Source organism: Streptomyces sp. TAA040 (assembly GCF_000424845.1).
In genome coordinates, this window is record NZ_AUKR01000007.1 from 1 (window position 1) to 15,362 (window position 15,362).

14 protein-coding genes and 2 pseudogenes are annotated in these 15,362 nt (G+C 72.7%); 3 read left to right on the plus strand and 13 right to left on the minus strand.

Annotated features, from left to right (window positions below):
- Window positions 1-22: 22 nt before the first annotated feature.
- Window positions 23-478, minus strand: coding sequence for a hypothetical protein (locus tag H300_RS31775; protein WP_028426895.1), 456 nt, complete (start codon window positions 476-478; stop codon window positions 23-25).
- Window positions 479-688: 210 nt separating this feature from the next.
- Here H300_RS31775 and H300_RS25440 point away from each other — a divergent pair.
- Window positions 689-1,030 (plus strand): annotated as a pseudogene (locus H300_RS25440) (aspartate/glutamate racemase family protein); the annotation flags it as partial.
- A 1,713-nt stretch (window positions 1,031-2,743) separates the two neighbouring features.
- On the opposite strand, the gene H300_RS31420 reads toward H300_RS25440, so the two are convergent.
- The gene (locus H300_RS31420; protein WP_158678333.1) at window positions 2,744-2,914 is read right to left on the minus strand and encodes a Rossmann-fold NAD(P)-binding domain-containing protein; all 171 of its coding nucleotides are present in this window, start codon (window positions 2,912-2,914) and stop codon (window positions 2,744-2,746) included.
- Window positions 2,915-3,164: 250 nt separating this feature from the next.
- Between H300_RS31420 and H300_RS0107170 the strand changes: the two genes are divergently transcribed.
- Window positions 3,165-3,380 (plus strand): hypothetical protein, encoded by a 216-nt coding sequence (locus H300_RS0107170; protein ID WP_028426896.1) that lies wholly within the window; start codon window positions 3,165-3,167, stop codon window positions 3,378-3,380.
- A 205-nt stretch (window positions 3,381-3,585) separates the two neighbouring features.
- Here H300_RS0107170 and H300_RS0107175 read toward each other — a convergent pair whose 3' ends face one another.
- From H300_RS0107175 to H300_RS25470, 11 genes are all read right to left on the minus strand, one after another.
- Window positions 3,586-5,178: an FAD-dependent oxidoreductase gene (locus H300_RS0107175; RefSeq protein WP_028426897.1), complete on the minus strand. Its 1,593-nt coding sequence runs from the start codon at window positions 5,176-5,178 to the stop codon at window positions 3,586-3,588.
- Window positions 5,175-6,065 carry a class I SAM-dependent methyltransferase gene (locus tag H300_RS25450; protein ID WP_078515781.1) on the minus strand — a complete coding sequence of 297 codons (891 nt, stop codon included), beginning with the start codon at window positions 6,063-6,065 and terminating at the stop codon, window positions 5,175-5,177. Before H300_RS25450 ends, H300_RS0107175 begins: the two co-directional genes overlap by 4 nt.
- A 5-nt stretch (window positions 6,066-6,070) precedes the next feature.
- On the minus strand, window positions 6,071-7,261 hold the full coding sequence (locus tag H300_RS0107185) for a lycopene cyclase family protein (protein ID WP_028426898.1): 1,191 nt from the start codon (window positions 7,259-7,261) through the stop codon (window positions 6,071-6,073).
- A gap of 250 nt (window positions 7,262-7,511) precedes the next feature.
- A complete protein-coding gene (locus tag H300_RS0107190; protein ID WP_028426899.1) occupies window positions 7,512-8,522 on the minus strand; it encodes a Rieske (2Fe-2S) protein in 1,011 nt (336 codons plus the stop codon).
- Complete coding sequence (locus H300_RS25455; RefSeq protein WP_051269669.1) at window positions 8,519-9,679, minus strand: phytoene/squalene synthase family protein; 1,161 nt, start codon at window positions 9,677-9,679, stop codon at window positions 8,519-8,521. Before H300_RS25455 ends, H300_RS0107190 begins: the two co-directional genes overlap by 4 nt.
- Window positions 9,676-11,199, minus strand: a complete 1,524-nt coding sequence (locus H300_RS0107200) for a phytoene desaturase (protein WP_028426900.1) — start codon at window positions 11,197-11,199, stop codon at window positions 9,676-9,678. Before H300_RS0107200 ends, H300_RS25455 begins: the two co-directional genes overlap by 4 nt.
- On the minus strand, window positions 11,196-12,296 hold the full coding sequence (locus H300_RS25460) for a polyprenyl synthetase family protein (RefSeq protein WP_486583605.1): 1,101 nt from the start codon (window positions 12,294-12,296) through the stop codon (window positions 11,196-11,198). The genes H300_RS0107200 and H300_RS25460 overlap by 4 nt, the downstream gene beginning before the upstream one ends.
- Before the next feature lie 438 nt (window positions 12,297-12,734).
- Window positions 12,735-13,340: a hypothetical protein gene (locus tag H300_RS0107210; protein WP_028426901.1), complete on the minus strand. Its 606-nt coding sequence runs from the start codon at window positions 13,338-13,340 to the stop codon at window positions 12,735-12,737.
- Window positions 13,337-13,807, minus strand: a complete 471-nt coding sequence (locus tag H300_RS25465) for an ABC-three component system middle component 2 (RefSeq protein WP_028426902.1) — start codon at window positions 13,805-13,807, stop codon at window positions 13,337-13,339. The genes H300_RS0107210 and H300_RS25465 overlap by 4 nt, the downstream gene beginning before the upstream one ends.
- A 27-nt stretch (window positions 13,808-13,834) precedes the next feature.
- Complete coding sequence (locus tag H300_RS32220) at window positions 13,835-14,062, minus strand: hypothetical protein (RefSeq protein WP_486583606.1); 228 nt, start codon at window positions 14,060-14,062, stop codon at window positions 13,835-13,837.
- Complete coding sequence (locus H300_RS25470) at window positions 14,063-14,959, minus strand: ISAs1 family transposase (protein WP_486583607.1); 897 nt, start codon at window positions 14,957-14,959, stop codon at window positions 14,063-14,065.
- Window positions 14,960-15,068: 109 nt separating this feature from the next.
- On the opposite strand from H300_RS25470, the pseudogene H300_RS25475 reads away from it, so the two are divergent.
- A pseudogene (locus H300_RS25475) lies at window positions 15,069-15,344 on the plus strand (transposase); the annotation flags it as partial.
- Window positions 15,345-15,362 lie beyond the last annotated feature (18 nt).

The window sequence follows — 15,362 nt, forward strand, 5'->3', positions numbered from 1 at the left end:
GCAGTGCCCAACTCGCGCTCGGCTACAAGCGTGCGGTGAACTTGCCGTCGGGTCGTTTGTGCAGCCAGCCACGGTCGGCGAGTTTGGTCGGCTTCGCCCGCAGCGGTTCCAGCTTCCCGCGTGCCGCCACCTCCAAGCCCAGCTCCACACCCACCGCCCTGACCTGCACCGGTCCGTCAGCGGCACGAACGATCGCCAGGATCTTGCGGTAGTCCCCGGGCAGCGCGGCCTCGTCGTTGGTGTCGCTGCGGTGCGGGATCAGCAGCACCGCCCGCCCCGCCACCTGAGCAGGAGCAGGAGTGACGGCCTCGGCGGCCTCCTTCACGGACCGGTCCTGCTCGGCCAGCCGGTACAGGACCCGCTCGGCGATCACCAGTTCCTCCCGCTCGGACTGGACCTCCTCCAGCCGCTTGGCCAGCTCCTCGGTGAGCGTGTCCAGTTCACTCCGGCGAGCTGTGATCCGCTCCAGCTCCTGCATGCCCGCAACCACCCCGCACTCTCCCGGCGTACCGATCCGGTCACGGATCGTAGGAGCAGCAGGACGGCGAGCGCAGCAGAACCCAAGAACGACCCCGTCCGACACGTCAGACGATCTTCACCGTGGACACCCGCCCACGACCAGCGTGAGCACCGCAAAGCCCGCGCACACCACCCCGGTGACCCGCAACTTCACGATGCACACTGCTCAGTGGGGCTGCTGGGCACGGCGTTCACCATGGAGCAGGACTTCTACCGCGACCGCGTGGCCGGGCACGGTCTGGAGGTCCTGGTCCCTGACGCGGACGACCGGGCCGTCGTCCACGAGGTGATCTACACAGAGCTGTGCCTCGGCATCGTCCGGGAGGAGTCCCGAGCGGCCTACGGCGAGGTGATCCGCCGACTCGTGGCCTCCGGCGCGGAGGGCATCATCCTCGGCTGCACCGAGATCGAGCTCCTCATCGGCCCGGAGCACAGTCCGGTTCCAGTCTTCGCCACCACCCGCCTGCACGCCGAGGCCGCCGTTGCCGCGGTCCTCGCAGCCGGACAGTGACAGCCGCACCGCCACTGCTCCCGGCCGGCCCCGTCTCCTCCGAAAGCCACCTTCCCGACCTCGACCGGACTCGGACGACATCGAACAGGTGACGGCAACCCGGGCTGAACAGCACCGAGACGTCCATCAACGAGGAAGCGGCCTGGAAGAGGTCCGAACGCCACCAGGGCCGCCGGCGGGTCCACTGCCGCCTGGCAGCACGCAAGGGCGACCAGTTGCTGTCGGCGACCGTCGACGCCACAGGCGGCCATCTCCGCAACGCAGTCGGAACCCCCTACAGGCGCAACCGCTCCTCCCTCTGGGCAACTCCCCGGACCTCACCGACCCACCGGGGTCGGAGGCTTGTGATACTGCGGGCCAGGCCGTTGCACGTCCCATCGCTGCGGCTCCGCCGGGCAGGACGACGACTGCGCCCCCGGGAGACGTGGAGACCGAGGCTGAGCTCGTCCGCGACGACCGGAGTACCGCGCATTCCCGGGCTGTTGCCTGGTTCACGGCGATGACCCACGTCAGCCCGTCGGACAACACGGAGGTGCCCTCTCCCCTCTTGGGAAGGGCGACGCCCCGCGCGTCGCGCGAAAGCCGACTCCTCCCGCAACCTCGTGCGGCGCGCCCGGCTATCCGCACTGGTGACCGGATGACCTGAGTTCAACCCATCGTGGAGCGGCAGAGGCGCATCGATGTCGCGTCGAGGTGGCCGCGGCCGAGGTTGCACGCCAGCCCGGGAGCGCCCGGTGCCGCAGGCCGGGGCACCTGCGGGTGCAGGTCCCGGGGACGCGGCACACCGGGAAGCGGCACGCGCCGGAGCGGGGCCGACGGACTCACCGGCCGGGGAGTCCTCGCGGTCGACCTCTGCGGAGCCGGCCGACGCGCGGGGTGTGTGCCGCCACCCGCAGCTACCGGACCCGAGGTGGCAGGTGCGGGAGTGCGCGGTGTGGCGCGCGGATCGTGGGCCGAGGGGGAGCTGAGCGCTTCCTCGGCTTGTCCCCGTGCCGGGGGCCAGGCCGCCGCGCGGGAGGTGGCAGGTGAGGGGTGTGCCGAGTGGTGCGTCTGCTGCGGCGCCGAGACACACCCAAACAGCATCGCCATGATGATCAACCCGCCCGGCCACGTCGCCTTCATGCCTGCACAACGCAGGAGAAGCTCAGCGGGCACGGGCTGCTCAGACGGCTCTCCGGACGGTTCGTGCCGTCTGGTGGGTCTGCCGGGACAACGGCGGGTGGAATGCCTGCAGTAAACGCGGGGGCCGCGGGAAGAATGCCGAAGCCGGGCCACCGGCTCTCTCTACGACTTCTTCTGACCGTGTCCCGTTGGTTCCTGTGCCTCCGGGCTGTGTCCCCGTCTGTCGTCGTCCGCGCCCCGGCGGCCATCGTCTGCCCGTTCCGGGTGTCCGAGGTTCGGCTCTGTGCTGCCGTCGGCGAGCTTCCTTGCCCGTGGAGGCGGGGGCGTCCATCAGGGGTGTGGCCGTCAGTATCGGGACGACCCCCGCATCAGGAACAGGAAGGGGAACGCCCCGCCGGCTTCTCGGGCGAGTCCGGCTCCGATGGCGAGGCCGGGGTTGTAGGCGATGCGGTCGACGCCTTCGGGCAGGCGGCGGGACCACTCGTGGGCCAGGTATATGCCGCCGAGTTCGCTGGTGACGTAGGCACGGCGGCCGGCTCGGACGTTCCCGAAGTGATTGAACGATCCTGGTCGGGAGATGCCCGGGACGGCTCACCGGGGCGAGGGCATGGTTCCTCCGGTGTGTCGGAGGTCGCCGAAGTGGGCGTCGCTGACCGTGACGACGATGCGGGCCGGTGGCGGGAGATGGGGGAGGAGTTGCCGCAGGAGCTGGTGGGTGGACATGGCGTTCACGGCGAAGGCCCGCTCGTAACCGTCGACCACTCGCCATCTGTTCAGAACACGACGGCGTGGTCTGTGTGGTGGGTGTTGGCCTGGCTGCTGTGGACGTGGACCAGTTCCGCAAGCTGATCCGTGAGTGTGTCGGTCCGGTGCTTCGTGGTGTGTGTAGCGGATGGTCCGGCGTGGACGGTGACCGCGTGTTGTTCATGACGTCCTCGCCCAGGCGGCCGGCTCACTCTTCGTCGTGCCGGCACGGGGTAGGAAAACCGGTCCGTGTACGGACACGGTCGCGGTGCCGATACGGGACGGGGACAGCACGTGCTGGCTGCCGCGGTCCGAGGTGCAGCAGCTGTTCTCCATCCAGGTTCGTGGGTCCGGTATGCCCTCCGCCCGGGCGCTCACCGAGGTCGTACGGCAGGTGGTATCCGAGGCCGGGCGCTACCGCAGGCTGCGGGTCGGGCAGGGCCTGTCCGACCGTGAGTGCGGGATGCGGGTGGCTTACGAGTAACTCGCCGGGACAGGGCTGGGGCGCACGGGCTGCCGCTACCGTGACAGCGCGTGGGGCTGTCACGGCTGTCTGGCGTGTCGCCGGGGGCGGCTGGGCGGGTCGGCGGCCCTTGCCGTGTAGGACGGGCCCGGCCCGGGGCGGTGCGGGTGCGGCCCGGCCCGGCCCGGGGCGGTGCGGGGTGGGTGGCGGGTTGGGATGGCAGGCGTCAGCCCGGCGCGGGTGCGGGACGGTCGCCGAGTCGGGACAGCAGCCGCAGGGGAGCCGAACGGCCGGCCTGCGGCACCGTCCACAGGGCCTGCCCCCGCACCCCCCACGTCTCCAGCAGAGCGTTCGCGGCCTGGAACCCGGTGGTCGCCGCCCGTTCCATCAAGGCCACCGGCAGGTCCGGGCGGACCAGGTCGCCGGCCACCGCCAGGTGGGGGTGCGAGGTGCGCACGGTGGGACGGTCGCAGGACCCGCCGACGGGGAACAGCGGGCAGTCCTCGCGCCACTCGTGCCGGGCGTCGACGACCTTGGCGTCGCGGGTCTCCGGGTACACCGCGTGCAGCTGGGCGAGCAACTGTTCCTGGGCCGCGGGACGGTCGGTGTTGTTGAGTGCGTAGGCGTGCAGTTCGACGACGGACCCGCCGTGCGCGCCCGCCCAGCGGGCCGCTTCGCCCTCCCAGCGCTCCAGGACGCTGATGTTGTCCAGGGAGTCGAAGCCACCGGTGCCCAGGAAGCCGGGCCGGTCGCCGCGCACCGGCCGGTCAAGCCAGAGCCGCGAGACCAGGAACGGCGGAGCGGTGCGCAGCCGGGAGACGCGGTCGCGCCAGGGGCGGTCGCCGAGACCCGGCGACCGTCCCACGAGCGCGCGCAGCCCGGCGGTGTCCAGCGCCAGGACGACGGCGTCCGCGTCCTCTCCCGGCCCCGGCCGCTCGTCTGTCCCCGTGTCCGGGTGCACGGTGAAGCCGCCGTCGGGGCGGGGGCGGACGGACCGCACCGGGGTGGCCGTGCGGATGTGCGCGGCGTGCCCCTTCAGGTAGCGGGCCAGCGGGTCCCAGAGCGCGTGCGGGTAAGGCTCGTCGGGGACGTCGAAGAGCAGCCCCTCGCTGGACCCGAGGAAGTAGATGTGGAACATCAGCACCAGCTCGGCGGCGGACAGTTCCCTGGGATCGGCGAAGAAGCTGCGGGAGAACACCTCGAAGGCCAGGTGGCGGGCGCTGGGCGGGAAGGCGAGGGAGTTGAGGTAGTCCCAGGCGCTGACGCCGTCGAGCTGCCCGTAGACGTCGGGCACCCGCACGTCGAGCAGGGGCAGGGCGGCCCGGGGCGACATGCGCAGCAGGTCCCGCGAGCGGAACGACGGGCTGAGCGCAGTGAACGCCACGGCGTTCCACGGTGGGGTGCGCGGCACGTGGCGGAAGCTGTCCCGCAGGCCGTCGCGGTGGACCAGCGGGTAGTCCGACAGGCCGCGCAGCGTGTGCAGCGGCCCGTCCACCCGGCGCAGCAGCCCCCGGAGGTTGTAGTACTGCCGGAAGAAGGCGTGGAAGCCGCGGCTCATGGTGGGCGTCGAGCCGTCGGCGAGGTCCACCTGCCAGCCGGCCAGGCGCCCGCCGAGCTGCGCTTCCCGTTCGTAGAGGGTCACGTGCACGCCGCGTTCGGCCAGTGCCGTCGCCGCCGCGATGCCGGCGATGCCCCCGCCCACCACGGCGGCCCGCGGTGCGGGCGTGCCCGCCCGCGCGGTGCCGGGCGCGGGGGCCACGGTGACCGCACGGCGGTCCCGGCCTCTGCGGGCGGCGGCCGGGCGGTGCGGGGCGGTCATGAGCGCTCCTCGGTGGCGGACACGGGCGTGGTGGGCGTGCCGGGCATAGTGGCCTCGGATTCCGCAGTGGCGGCCTCTGCTTGGGTGGCCTCTGCTTGGGTGGCCGCCGGGGCGGCGCCGAGCACGGTGTGCACCACGCCCCACTGCCAGCCAGTGGCCGGCAGCACCCGGACGTGCTCGAAGCCCGCGGACCTCACCCGCTCACGGAACGCGGTCGCGGTGTCGAAGTCGACGACGCTGCGCCACAGGTGACGGTAGAGCGGGCCGTCACCGCGCAGCGCGCCGAGGGGGATGACGCCGCCCCAGCACACGCCGTCCCACAGCGCGCGGTGGGCTCGGGCGCCGGTGAGCGTGTACTCGTGCACGGCGAGTCGGCCGCCGGGGGCGAGCAGGCCCCGGGCGGTGGCGAGTACCGCGTCGGGGTCCGGCACGTTGCGGAACAGGTAGGCGGCGAACACCGCGTCGTAGGCGGTGCCGGTGACCTCGGGCGGCAGGTCCTCGGCGGTGGCGTGCACGAACTCGACGCGGCCGGGCCACTTCTTGGCACGGGCCTGCCGCAGCATGCCCGCGGAGGCGTCCACTGCGGTGACGCGGGCGTGCGGGGCGTGGCGCAGCAGCGCGGCAGTGGACGCGCCGGTGCCGCACCCGAGGTCGAGGAGGTGCAGACCGCGGCCGTCGCCGGGCAGTCGGAGTCGCCCTGCCGACCGTCTCAACTGGCTGTGATAGCCGGGGTTGAGCGAGACGAAGCGGTCGTAGAAGGCCGCACCGTCGTCGAAGGCCGAGCTCAGATCGCGGTCGCGCAGCAGCACAGGTTCTCCAGGGGTCGGGGCCGGGGTGTGGTCGGGGTAGATCAGGTGGTTCTGCGGTGCGTGGTCGTCAGGGAACATCAAGGTCAAGGTCCTGACGGGGGACGGCGGCGGAGCAGCGGCAGTTCGGCGGTGCTGCGCAGCATCGGCCACACCGGTGTGGTGGTGCCGATCCGCAGGTCCTCGGTCAGGCCGGAGGTACCGCCGAGGAAGCGCAGCAGGCGGGGGGCGGGATTGCGGCAGAAGAGCCGGCTGAAGAAGTCGGCACCGTCGACCCGGCCGGTGTCCAGGGCGCGCAGCAGCACCGCGTCCATGGCCAGCGGCCACGGGCGGTGCGCGGCCGGCGGCTTCGGGGTCCGCCCCGAGTGGTAGGCGTCCGCGGTGGCGGCGGCCTGCCGGAGCGCGGCGGCGAAGGTGTAGCCGGTGGCCGGCCGGGTGGCCCCGGCCGCGGCGCCGATGCGGAACACGCGGCGGCCGGCGTGGCGGGGGAAGACGGCGTCGGTCATCGGGATGACGCCCTGCTCGGTCGCGGTGATCTCCGGTGCGCTCAGTCGCAGGACGTTCTCGGTGTAGTGCCGCAGCGCGCTGTCGTAACCGGCCCGGTCCAGGACGCGGCGGGAGAACTCCGTGTACTCGACCAGGGCTTCCCGGGTCGAGAGCGGCAGCACGTAGCCGAAGGACAGGCCGTGACGCGGCTGCGGGATGCGCAGGTCCATCAGGACGGCCGCGCCGGGGTCGAAGGCCGGTTCGGGGAAGCGCACGAACCAGCCGCGGAAGTGCTGGAGCAGCGTGGTGCGGGAGGGCGGCAGGGCGGGTAGCGGGCGGGAGTCGAACACCCAGCGGGCGTCGAGCCGTCGGGGGATGCCGTCGGCCGTGCGGTAGTGCACGGTGGCGCCCTCGGGCCCGTCCTGCACGCGGGTGACGGTGCCGGAGAGGGTGCGTACGCGCGGTTGCCCGGCCCACCGCCGGTGCGCGGCTGCCTCGAAGTCCCGCGAGCGGATCATCCGGTAGCGCATCGGTGAGACGTCCGCGTCGGTGCGGCTGCCGTCGGGGTGGGCGACCTGGATGCGCGGCCAGCTGGCACAGACGGCCTCGTCCCAGCCGTGGGGGTCCTCCCAGAAGCACCAGGTGCGCTCACCGGGCCGCAGCGGGCCCGGGGGCGCCTCGAACAGGATGACGGACGGCACGGCGCCGTCCGGGGCGCGGCTGACCAGGGCGTCGGTCAGGGCGATACCGGCAGCGCCCGCGCCGACCACGGCGATGTCCACCCCGGTCACCGGCGCCCCCCGCGCGACCCTGCCCTGCCCGCCACCGGGCGGGCAGACGGGCAGCAGGCAGACGGGCGGACGGCAGCCGGTGGACCGGCCCTCCCCAGCGGGGAGCGGCGTGCCGAGCGGTGGCTGCCCCAAGCTTGCTCGGCGTCCGCCCGGTGAACGACGGGTGAGGAGTGCACGCTCTCTTCCCGGTGCGCGGAGGGACAGGGAGGCGCGGCCGGCGCGGGGTGAACGGCGTGCGCGGGGTGGACGGTCATCCGGGGAAGCGTCCGGTGCTGCGCAGGTGCCAGCGGCGCTCGGCGTAGGCGAGGTCGTCGCGCCAGAGGCGCGCGGCGGCCGCGCGCATCAACGGGCGGAGCAGACCGGCGGAGTGGCTGGCGGCCCGGAAGCCGCGGCGCTCGGACGTGGCGATGACGGCCTCCACGACGGCCGTGCGCGGTCGTCCCCGGTCGTCGGGCCCGAGCGGTGTGGCGTGCGTCTCCACTGCGGAACCCCGGCCCTCACCCTCGGTGATGTGCATGACGACAGTGCGGGGCTCGGGCGCGGTGAACACCGCGCGCACCGGCACGACGAGCCGCCGGGATACCTTGAACGAGACGTCCACGGCGAACCCGTGCTCGTCCCCGCTGGGGCCGGGGTCCTCCACGGTCAGGTCGACGAAGGCGTAGGGGTGGAACCAGGCGCCGTGCCACGGATCGAGGCGATTGGCCATAACGTCCTGCGGCTCGCACACACCCTCCACGTCGACCACGGCGGACACCACCACGCCCCGGGAGGCCGGACGGGCGGGCAGCACCGGACGCGGCAGCGGCTCCTCACCGCCGGCCTCGTCGAGCCGCACCCAGGCCAGCACCCCGTCGTCGTGCACCGGGTAGGGCTGCCAAGCAGCGAACGGCTCCCCGTTGAGGGCCAGTCCGTGCCAGTGGCACACCACCTGGCCGCAGCGCACCGGGCTGTCCCGCAGCGGGGCTCCCAGGTGCGGGCAGGCTCCAGGGCCGGCGTGCAGCGCACCGGCCGGATCGCGCCACGCCACCACTTCCTGGCCCGCGACGGTACGGCCGAAGGCGCGGTCGGAGCGGATCTCACCGGCGGAGGCGAGCACGTACCAGTTGCCGGAGGGCCGGGCGGTGGCGGCCTTCAGCGCTGACGCGATCACCGCGGGCTGCGCCTGGCGCCAGGTGGGTTGCTGGCGCTCCCATCGCTGGGAGCGGCGGCGGGCGCGCAGCGGCAGCCGCCGTTGCGGGCGGCGGGCCGGCGTGGTCATACGGACCTCCTTCGCGGGGTGGCACGGTGCTCCGCATAACGACCGCGGGCCCGGGCGGCGGTGACCCGGGCGGCGCCGCGCACCGCCATCGCCGCACGGCGGGCGCCGGGCACCGCCACCCGGCGGTGGACCACCGGGTAGTCGGCGTCCGCCGCGCTGTCGAGGATCTGCGCGTACAGCAGGAACGCGGTCTCGATGCAAGGACGGGCGATCGGGTCGAGCATGGCGATGCCGGGTGCGGCCTTCCGGTAGACACCACGGGTGAGTGCGACCGTCTCCCGGAGCGCCCGGTGGATACGGGCGTCCCGGCGGCCGGTGGCACGACTCCAGTAGAGCAGTTCGCGGTCCACGCCGTGGGCGGCCAGCAGGTCGGCCGGCAGGTAGACGCGGCCCCTGTCGAGGTCTTCGCCGACGTCGCGGAGGAAGTTGGTCAGCTGGAACGCCACTCCCAGCGCCGCAGCATGCGGCTCGGCCTCGGCCCGCGGCACGACCGTGCCCAGCACGGGCAGCATCTGGAGGCCGATGACGGCGGCCGAGCCGTGCATGTACCGCTCGAGCGCGGCGTAGTCAGGGTAGTCGGTGACCTCCAGGTCCATGCGCATGGACGCCATGAAGTCGGTGAAGTGGGACTCGTCGATGGCGTAGGTGCGGGCCGTGTCGGCGAGGGCGCGGATCACCGGCTCGTCGCTGCTGCCGGTGCGCAGGCCGGGCAGCAGCTGCCGCTCCAGGGCGAGCAGCGCCTCGGCCCGCTGGCGCTCGACCGGCCCGAGTACCGCGCCGCCACCGGCACCCCCGCCGGGCCGGCGGACGGCGGGCCCCTGCCCACCTGCGACGCCCTGCGTGCTGCCGGAGCGCTGCTCCGCGCGGGGACGAGGGGAGCCGTCGGCCCGGCCGGGACGCGCGCAATGGCCGGACCGGTCGGGCTCGGCGGGCTGGGCGGTGGAGGCGAGCTGCTCGGCCGGAGTGTCCACGATGTCGTCCGCCCAGCGGGCGAACCCGTACAGGGCGTGCACGGCGGGGCGGCGGCGGGGCGGCAGCAGGCGGGTGGCGAGGAAGTACGTCTTGCCGTGGCGGGAGTTGAGGTCCCGGCAGAACAGATAGTCCGCACGCAGGCCGGGTTCGACGATCCTGGCGGCGTCGAGTTCTCGCACGCTCATCGGCCGGCCTCCCGAAGGACCCGGCGGGTGGCGGTCCGAGGGTCGCCGGTGATGCGTTCGGCGGCCAGCCTGCCCGAGACCAGCACGGTGGGTACGCCGACACCGGGTGTGGTGCCGCAGCCCGCCAGCACGGCGTTCTCAGTGCCGCGCACCAGGTTGCGGGGGCGGAACGGTCCCGTCTGGGAGAAGGTGTGGGCCGCGGAGAACGGCGTTCCGGCGGCCAGACCGTCCCCGTCCCAGGTGGCGGGGGTGATCAGGGTCTCCGCTTCGACGGACGAGCCGAGCCCGTCAAGTCCGCGCTCCTCGAGCACGCCGAGGAGCTGGTCGCGGTAGCGGGGCCCGAGGTTCCCCCAGGCGTGCGCACCGGGCCCGATGTCGGTGTTGGGGCAGGGCGCGAGGACGTAGTGCAGGTGCCGGTCGGGCGGCGCCAGCGAGGGGTCGTGGGTGGTGGGGCGGGTGATGAGCAGCGACGGATCGCTCATGACCCTCCCCTGGCGGGTGATCTCGGCGAAGGTCTGCTGCCACGCCTTGCCGAAAAAGATGGTGTGGTGAGCGAGTTGGGGCCAGGTGCGGTCGGTGCCGAGGTGCAGGATCACCGCGGACGGCGAGTGCCGCAGCGCCACGGGACGGCGTGGCGTACGGCCCAGCAGGCGGTAGGCCACGGGCAGGTCGCAGCTGAGCACCACGGCGTCACAGGGCGTGCGCCGCCCGTCGGCGGTCACCACGGCCCGTACCCGGCCGCCGTGCTGTTCGAGCCGTTCGACGGTGCTGCCGTAGTGGAACTCGGCACCCGCCTGCGCGGCGGCGTCCGCCATGGCCTGCGGGAGGGCGTGCATGCCGCCACGCGGGAAGTACACCCCGGCGACGGTGTCCATGTAGGCGATGACCGCGTAGGCGGCGAGGGCCCGCTCGGGCGGCACCCCGGCGTAGAGGGCCTGGAAGGAGAACACCCGGCGCAGGCGTTCGTCCTTGAGGAAGCGGCCGATCGCGGCGTCGAGGCGCCCGAAGCCGCCCAGTGCGGCCAGGCGGGCCAGGTCCGGGTGCAGCACACCCAGCGGCGAGTCGAAGTTGGCGTCGATGAAGTGGTCCATCTGGACGCGGTAGAGCTTCTCCAGCCAGCTGCGCAGCCGCCGGTATCCGGCGGCCTCCTCCGCTCCGGCGAAGCGCCTGACCTCCGCCTCCATCGCGTCGCCGTCGGTGTGCACGTCCACCTGCGAGCCGTCGGCGAAGCGCGCGCGGTAGGCCGGGGTGAGGGGCAGCAGCTCCACCCGGTCGGCGAGGCTCACACCGACCGCCGCGAAGGCCTGCTCCGCGAGGTGCGGCATGGTCAGCACGGTCGGACCGGTGTCGACCTGGTAGCCGGCCATGTCGAGGCGGCCCATCCGCCCGCCCGGCCGGTCCTGCGCCTCGATCACGGTGACCTGCCGGCCGGAGCCGAGCAGGTGCATCGCCGCCGCGAGGCCGGACAGTCCGGCACCGATCACTACGACGTGGTCGGTGCGTCCGCTCACCCGCCTCACGCCTGGCCACCGCCCATCGCGGGCGCCAGCGGGCCGCCCGAGCCGGCCGCCGCCAGGACCAGCCGGGACAGCTCACGGTGTGCAGGAGCGGCGGGCGCCGCCTTTTCCAGCGCGAGCAGGCTCTCCTCGACCAGCGTGCCGATCTTGTACTCCACCGCGTCCAGCGCGCCGAGCACGGTCACCACCTCCCGGTAGCGTTCCAGGCCCTCGGGCGTCAGATCCCGGTCCCCCGAGGACCCGCAGAGCACGTCGAGGGCCGCCGTGTCGCGCGTCTGCCGGGCCAACTCCTCGGCCACCGCCACCAGATACGTCACTTTCCCATCCCGTACGTCGTCACCCGACGGTTTTCCCGTCCGGTCCAGATCGCCGAACACACCCAGCACGTCGTCCCGCAGCTGGAAGGCAAGGCCCGCGCAGCGCGCGGCCGAATCCAGGTCGTCGCGCATGGCGGGTGGGGCGCCGGCCAGGGCCGCGCCCAGCCCCAGCGGCCGTTCGACCGTGTACGCCGCGCTCTTGAGGTACGCGACGCGCAGCGCCCGTTCGGCCCGCACCTCGCGCGCCGCCTGTGTGCGCACGTCCAGGTACTGGCCGGCGACCATCTCCAGGCGCATCGCCCGCCACAGCGCCCGGACCTCCCGGGCGACGGGGGCGGACAGCTCGGTGTCGGCGACAAGGTCATCGGCCCACGCCAGGGCAAGGTCGCCGGTCAGTACCGCGGCGCTCTCGCCGAACCGGGCGGCGCTGCCGCACATACGGGCCGCGTGGTGCCGGGCGGCGAAGCCGACGTGCACGGCCGGGGCTCCCCTGCGCAGCGTCGAGCCGTCCATGACGTCGTCGTGGATCAGGGCCATGCCCTGGAGCACCTCGAGGGCGGCTGCCAACCGCAGAGCCGCCCTGGCCTGTTCCCCGCACCCCGCGCCGCCGGCGGCACGCCAGCCCCACCACGCGAACCGGGCGCGCAGCCGCTTCCCGCCCCCGCTGACGAACCGTGCCAGCCGGGCCGCGACCTCGCCGCCGAACTCCCCGTCCACCAGGCGCGCTTCGCGTACCCGCTCGGCGAGCCAGTCGGTCAGCACCTCCTCGACCGCCGCAGCCACGTCGCCGTCCACGCAGCCCGCGCCCACCGGCCCGGACCCCGCCGTGCACAGTGCTCCGGCAGGGCCGGCGTTGCCACCGGCCCTGCCGGCACGGTCCTCCGCCGGACCGCTTGCGAACAGACACCTGATCCCACCATGCGCACCGACCACGCACACCACCTCCAGCACACCACCTTCCGCCCGGCACCACCCCTCGGACGCACCAACACACCGAAAACGCGGCAACGGAGGTGTCCGTACGGCGGAGGCAGCTCCAGGCGTGGCGTTTCCCGGGGTGAGGGGTTCCACGCGCGTGCGTCCCCAATCCCGCCTCCCGGGCCGGTTCCAGCGGCCCCGAGGCGGGCTGCGGGGCGAGTGCCCGTCTGTCGCGGCGGGTGTGCGACCGGGTTCCACGGCTCCGGTGGGCTTGTGCTGCTCGCAGGGACAGGGAAGCGCTGGTCAGCCGGGGTTCGGGAGGGCTTGGAGCCGGTTCGGGGTGTCGGTGATCACGTCGTTCCAGGGCCAGTGCCTTTCGTTCAGGGGATTCCGGGTGCCCAGTACCGGAGAGTGCTGATCTGCCATGCGTGTGTCGTTGACGACGGCCAGGCGCGCGAGGTCCCGAAAGTTCAGCGGCAGCACGTTGCCGCGGCCGCTCTGGAGGATCCGCTGGCCGTCGATTCCCAGGACGGTCAGCAGGTAGCGGGAGATGTTTTTCTTCGACTTGGCGTTGTGCTTGAACTTGAGAGTCTCGTCCGCTGGCTCCGATGGCATCTCTCGGAGATCGTGGTTGAACACCTCGATGGTGTCGCCGCCGATCGCGCGGGACGGAGTGAGGCTGCGACCGTCGCTCACCCGTAGGCCGAGGAGAATGCGGGTGTAGCCGTCGTCCTCCGGGATCGACTTGAGTTCGCTGGCGCCCAGCATGTAGTCCACGGCCTCTTCGACGTAGGACTTGCCCCTGTCCGAGGCTCCGTAGATGACCGTCAGGCCGGGACTGAATTCCACTGCGGCCGGAGGCTTGTCCATGCCGAGGAAGGTCAGGTGGACGAGCGTCAGTCTGATCACAGGACGTCCTCTCCCAGGTCGCCGGGGCTCACGTGGATACGGTCAGACCAGCGCTGGGTGATCTGCTTCATGCCCTCGCGGACGTCCGTTCCTTCATGCATGTAGGTGCTGGTGAGCCAGTCAGCCCGTTCGATGAGCTGCCCGACATAGGGAGCCTCCAGGGCGTTGAGGAAGCTCGCTGCCTCGTCTGTGGCCCCGTACATGAAGCCGTGGTCGGTGGTCGTCATGTCGGCGAGGCCGGCGCGTAGCAGGACCATGAGGCCCTGTTCGATGAGGCGTCGGCGCAGGCCGAGCTCGCCGGGGAGGTCGGGGTGGAGACTGGCGGGGCCGTGGTCGAGGTCGCCGCTGTGGAGCATGGCGTGGTCCAGGTAGACGAGCTGGGCGACGTCCAGGCGGTGGGGGAAGGTCTCTGCCAGGAGGATCAGAGCGCGCATCCCGGCCTCCACGGGGCCGTTGAGGGGGGTCACGGGGCAGGGCCCCGGCAAAGTCGTTGATCATGCGGCCAGGGGCAGGTTGGTGGGGTGGTCGGTGTCGTGGGCGTGGTGTCGTGGGGCGGCGGCGATGTTGTGGTGTTCGTCCAGGCGGAGCAGGGTGATGGCGGTGTTGCGCGGGCCGGTCATGGCGCGGGGTGTGTTGCCGGTGCGGACGTGGGAGCGGTCCTCGTCGAAGGTGACGTCACGGACCCAGTGGAGGCGGTTTTCGATCTCCCAGTGCGACTGCACTCAGGTGGCCAGTACTTCTGGTGGCGCGGTGCGGGCGTCCGCGCTGGTGATCAGGTAGACGATCTCGACGGTCCGTCGGCCTTTGCGGGTGACGGTGCGCCGCAGTTGTGCGACCTGCGCGGCTCCGCAGAACTCGACCCAGGCCGGTACGTCGACGACCTTGACCGTCCGGGTGGCCCGGCGTCCGTGACCGCGATCTGTCCTGGTGGTGGCGGGTACCGAAACCCAGGGAAGCGCTTTGAGGTGCGCATACAACGACTTCTGGCTGGCCTTCACGGTCATGACGTAGTCACCGCCGGCCCTGGTCACGACGGCCGCGGTGTCGTGCTGGGTGTGCGGCGCGTCCATCGTGACGACCACGCCGTCCAGGTCGAGGTTTTGGAGCAGCTCCCGGGCAGCCGGGATCTCGTTGCTCTTCTCGCTCACGGCGATCTGGCCGAGCACCGCCCCTGATCCGTGCGCGAGGGCGGTGACCAGGTGCGGGGCCGAGGAGTTGCCACCGCGTGCACCCCGGAGGGTCTTGCCGTCGATGGCGATCACCCGCCGTCCCGCCACCACCGCGGTCCTGGTCGCCGCCCAGGAACCCAGCACCGCATCGAGCCGGTCCGCGTCGAGGCGGGCGAACAGGCGCCGCAACGTCGACTCGTCCACACCGCCGCGTTCAAGTCCCAGCCGGGCAAGCGCACCGCCGCCGGCATCACGGGCCCACTCCCCGATCGCGGTGAACCCCCGCGCTCCGGCCACCACGGCACACACGGCCATCGCGATCAGGGCACCCACCGGATGCCGCACACCGCGCCGTGGGCGCGGATCAGGTATCCGACCGAGCAGGTGGACGAGGAGTTCGTGATCCAGTACGGGCGTGCGAACAGGCGCGGGGATGAGAGACGATGGCATGGCGCGGGCGTGATCCCCTGGTCGGACGGTACGGCGTAGGAACCTCCATCCAACCGGACCGGAACACGCCCGCGCACCGCTACCCCGCCACAAAACCCCACGCCGCAGGGCTACACGACGACTTTGCCGGATCCCTGCCTGGTGCGCGGACGCAGACATCCCGCAAGTGCGTACCCTCGCCACCACCGTGGACCGCTGGTGGAACGAGATCGCCGCGTTCATCGACACCGGACACAGCAACGCCCAAAGCGAGGGCATCAACCGCGTGATCAAGCTCGTCGCCCGCGCCGCCTTCGGGTTCCGCAACGCCATGAACCAGCGGCTACGCCCACGTTGTGTCACCACCCGCCGCGCCCGTGGGCACCTCCGCCCCGCTCAACTTTGAAGACCCCGTGCGGCCCAC

Coding starts and splice junctions, on each gene's coding strand:
- H300_RS31775 (WP_028426895.1), bottom strand. CDS start 478: ATGCAGGAGCTGGAGCGGATCACAGCTCGCCGGAGTGAACTGGACACG.
- H300_RS0107175 (WP_028426897.1), bottom strand. CDS start 5,178: ATGACCGCCCCGCACCGCCCGGCCGCCGCCCGCAGAGGCCGGGACCGC.
- H300_RS25450 (WP_078515781.1), bottom strand. CDS start 6,065: ATGTTCCCTGACGACCACGCACCGCAGAACCACCTGATCTACCCCGAC.
- H300_RS0107190 (WP_028426899.1), bottom strand. CDS start 8,522: ATGACCACGCCGGCCCGCCGCCCGCAACGGCGGCTGCCGCTGCGCGCC.
- H300_RS25455 (WP_051269669.1), bottom strand. CDS start 9,679: ATGAGCGTGCGAGAACTCGACGCCGCCAGGATCGTCGAACCCGGCCTG.
- H300_RS25470 (WP_486583607.1), bottom strand. CDS start 14,959: ATGCCATCGTCTCTCATCCCCGCGCCTGTTCGCACGCCCGTACTGGAT.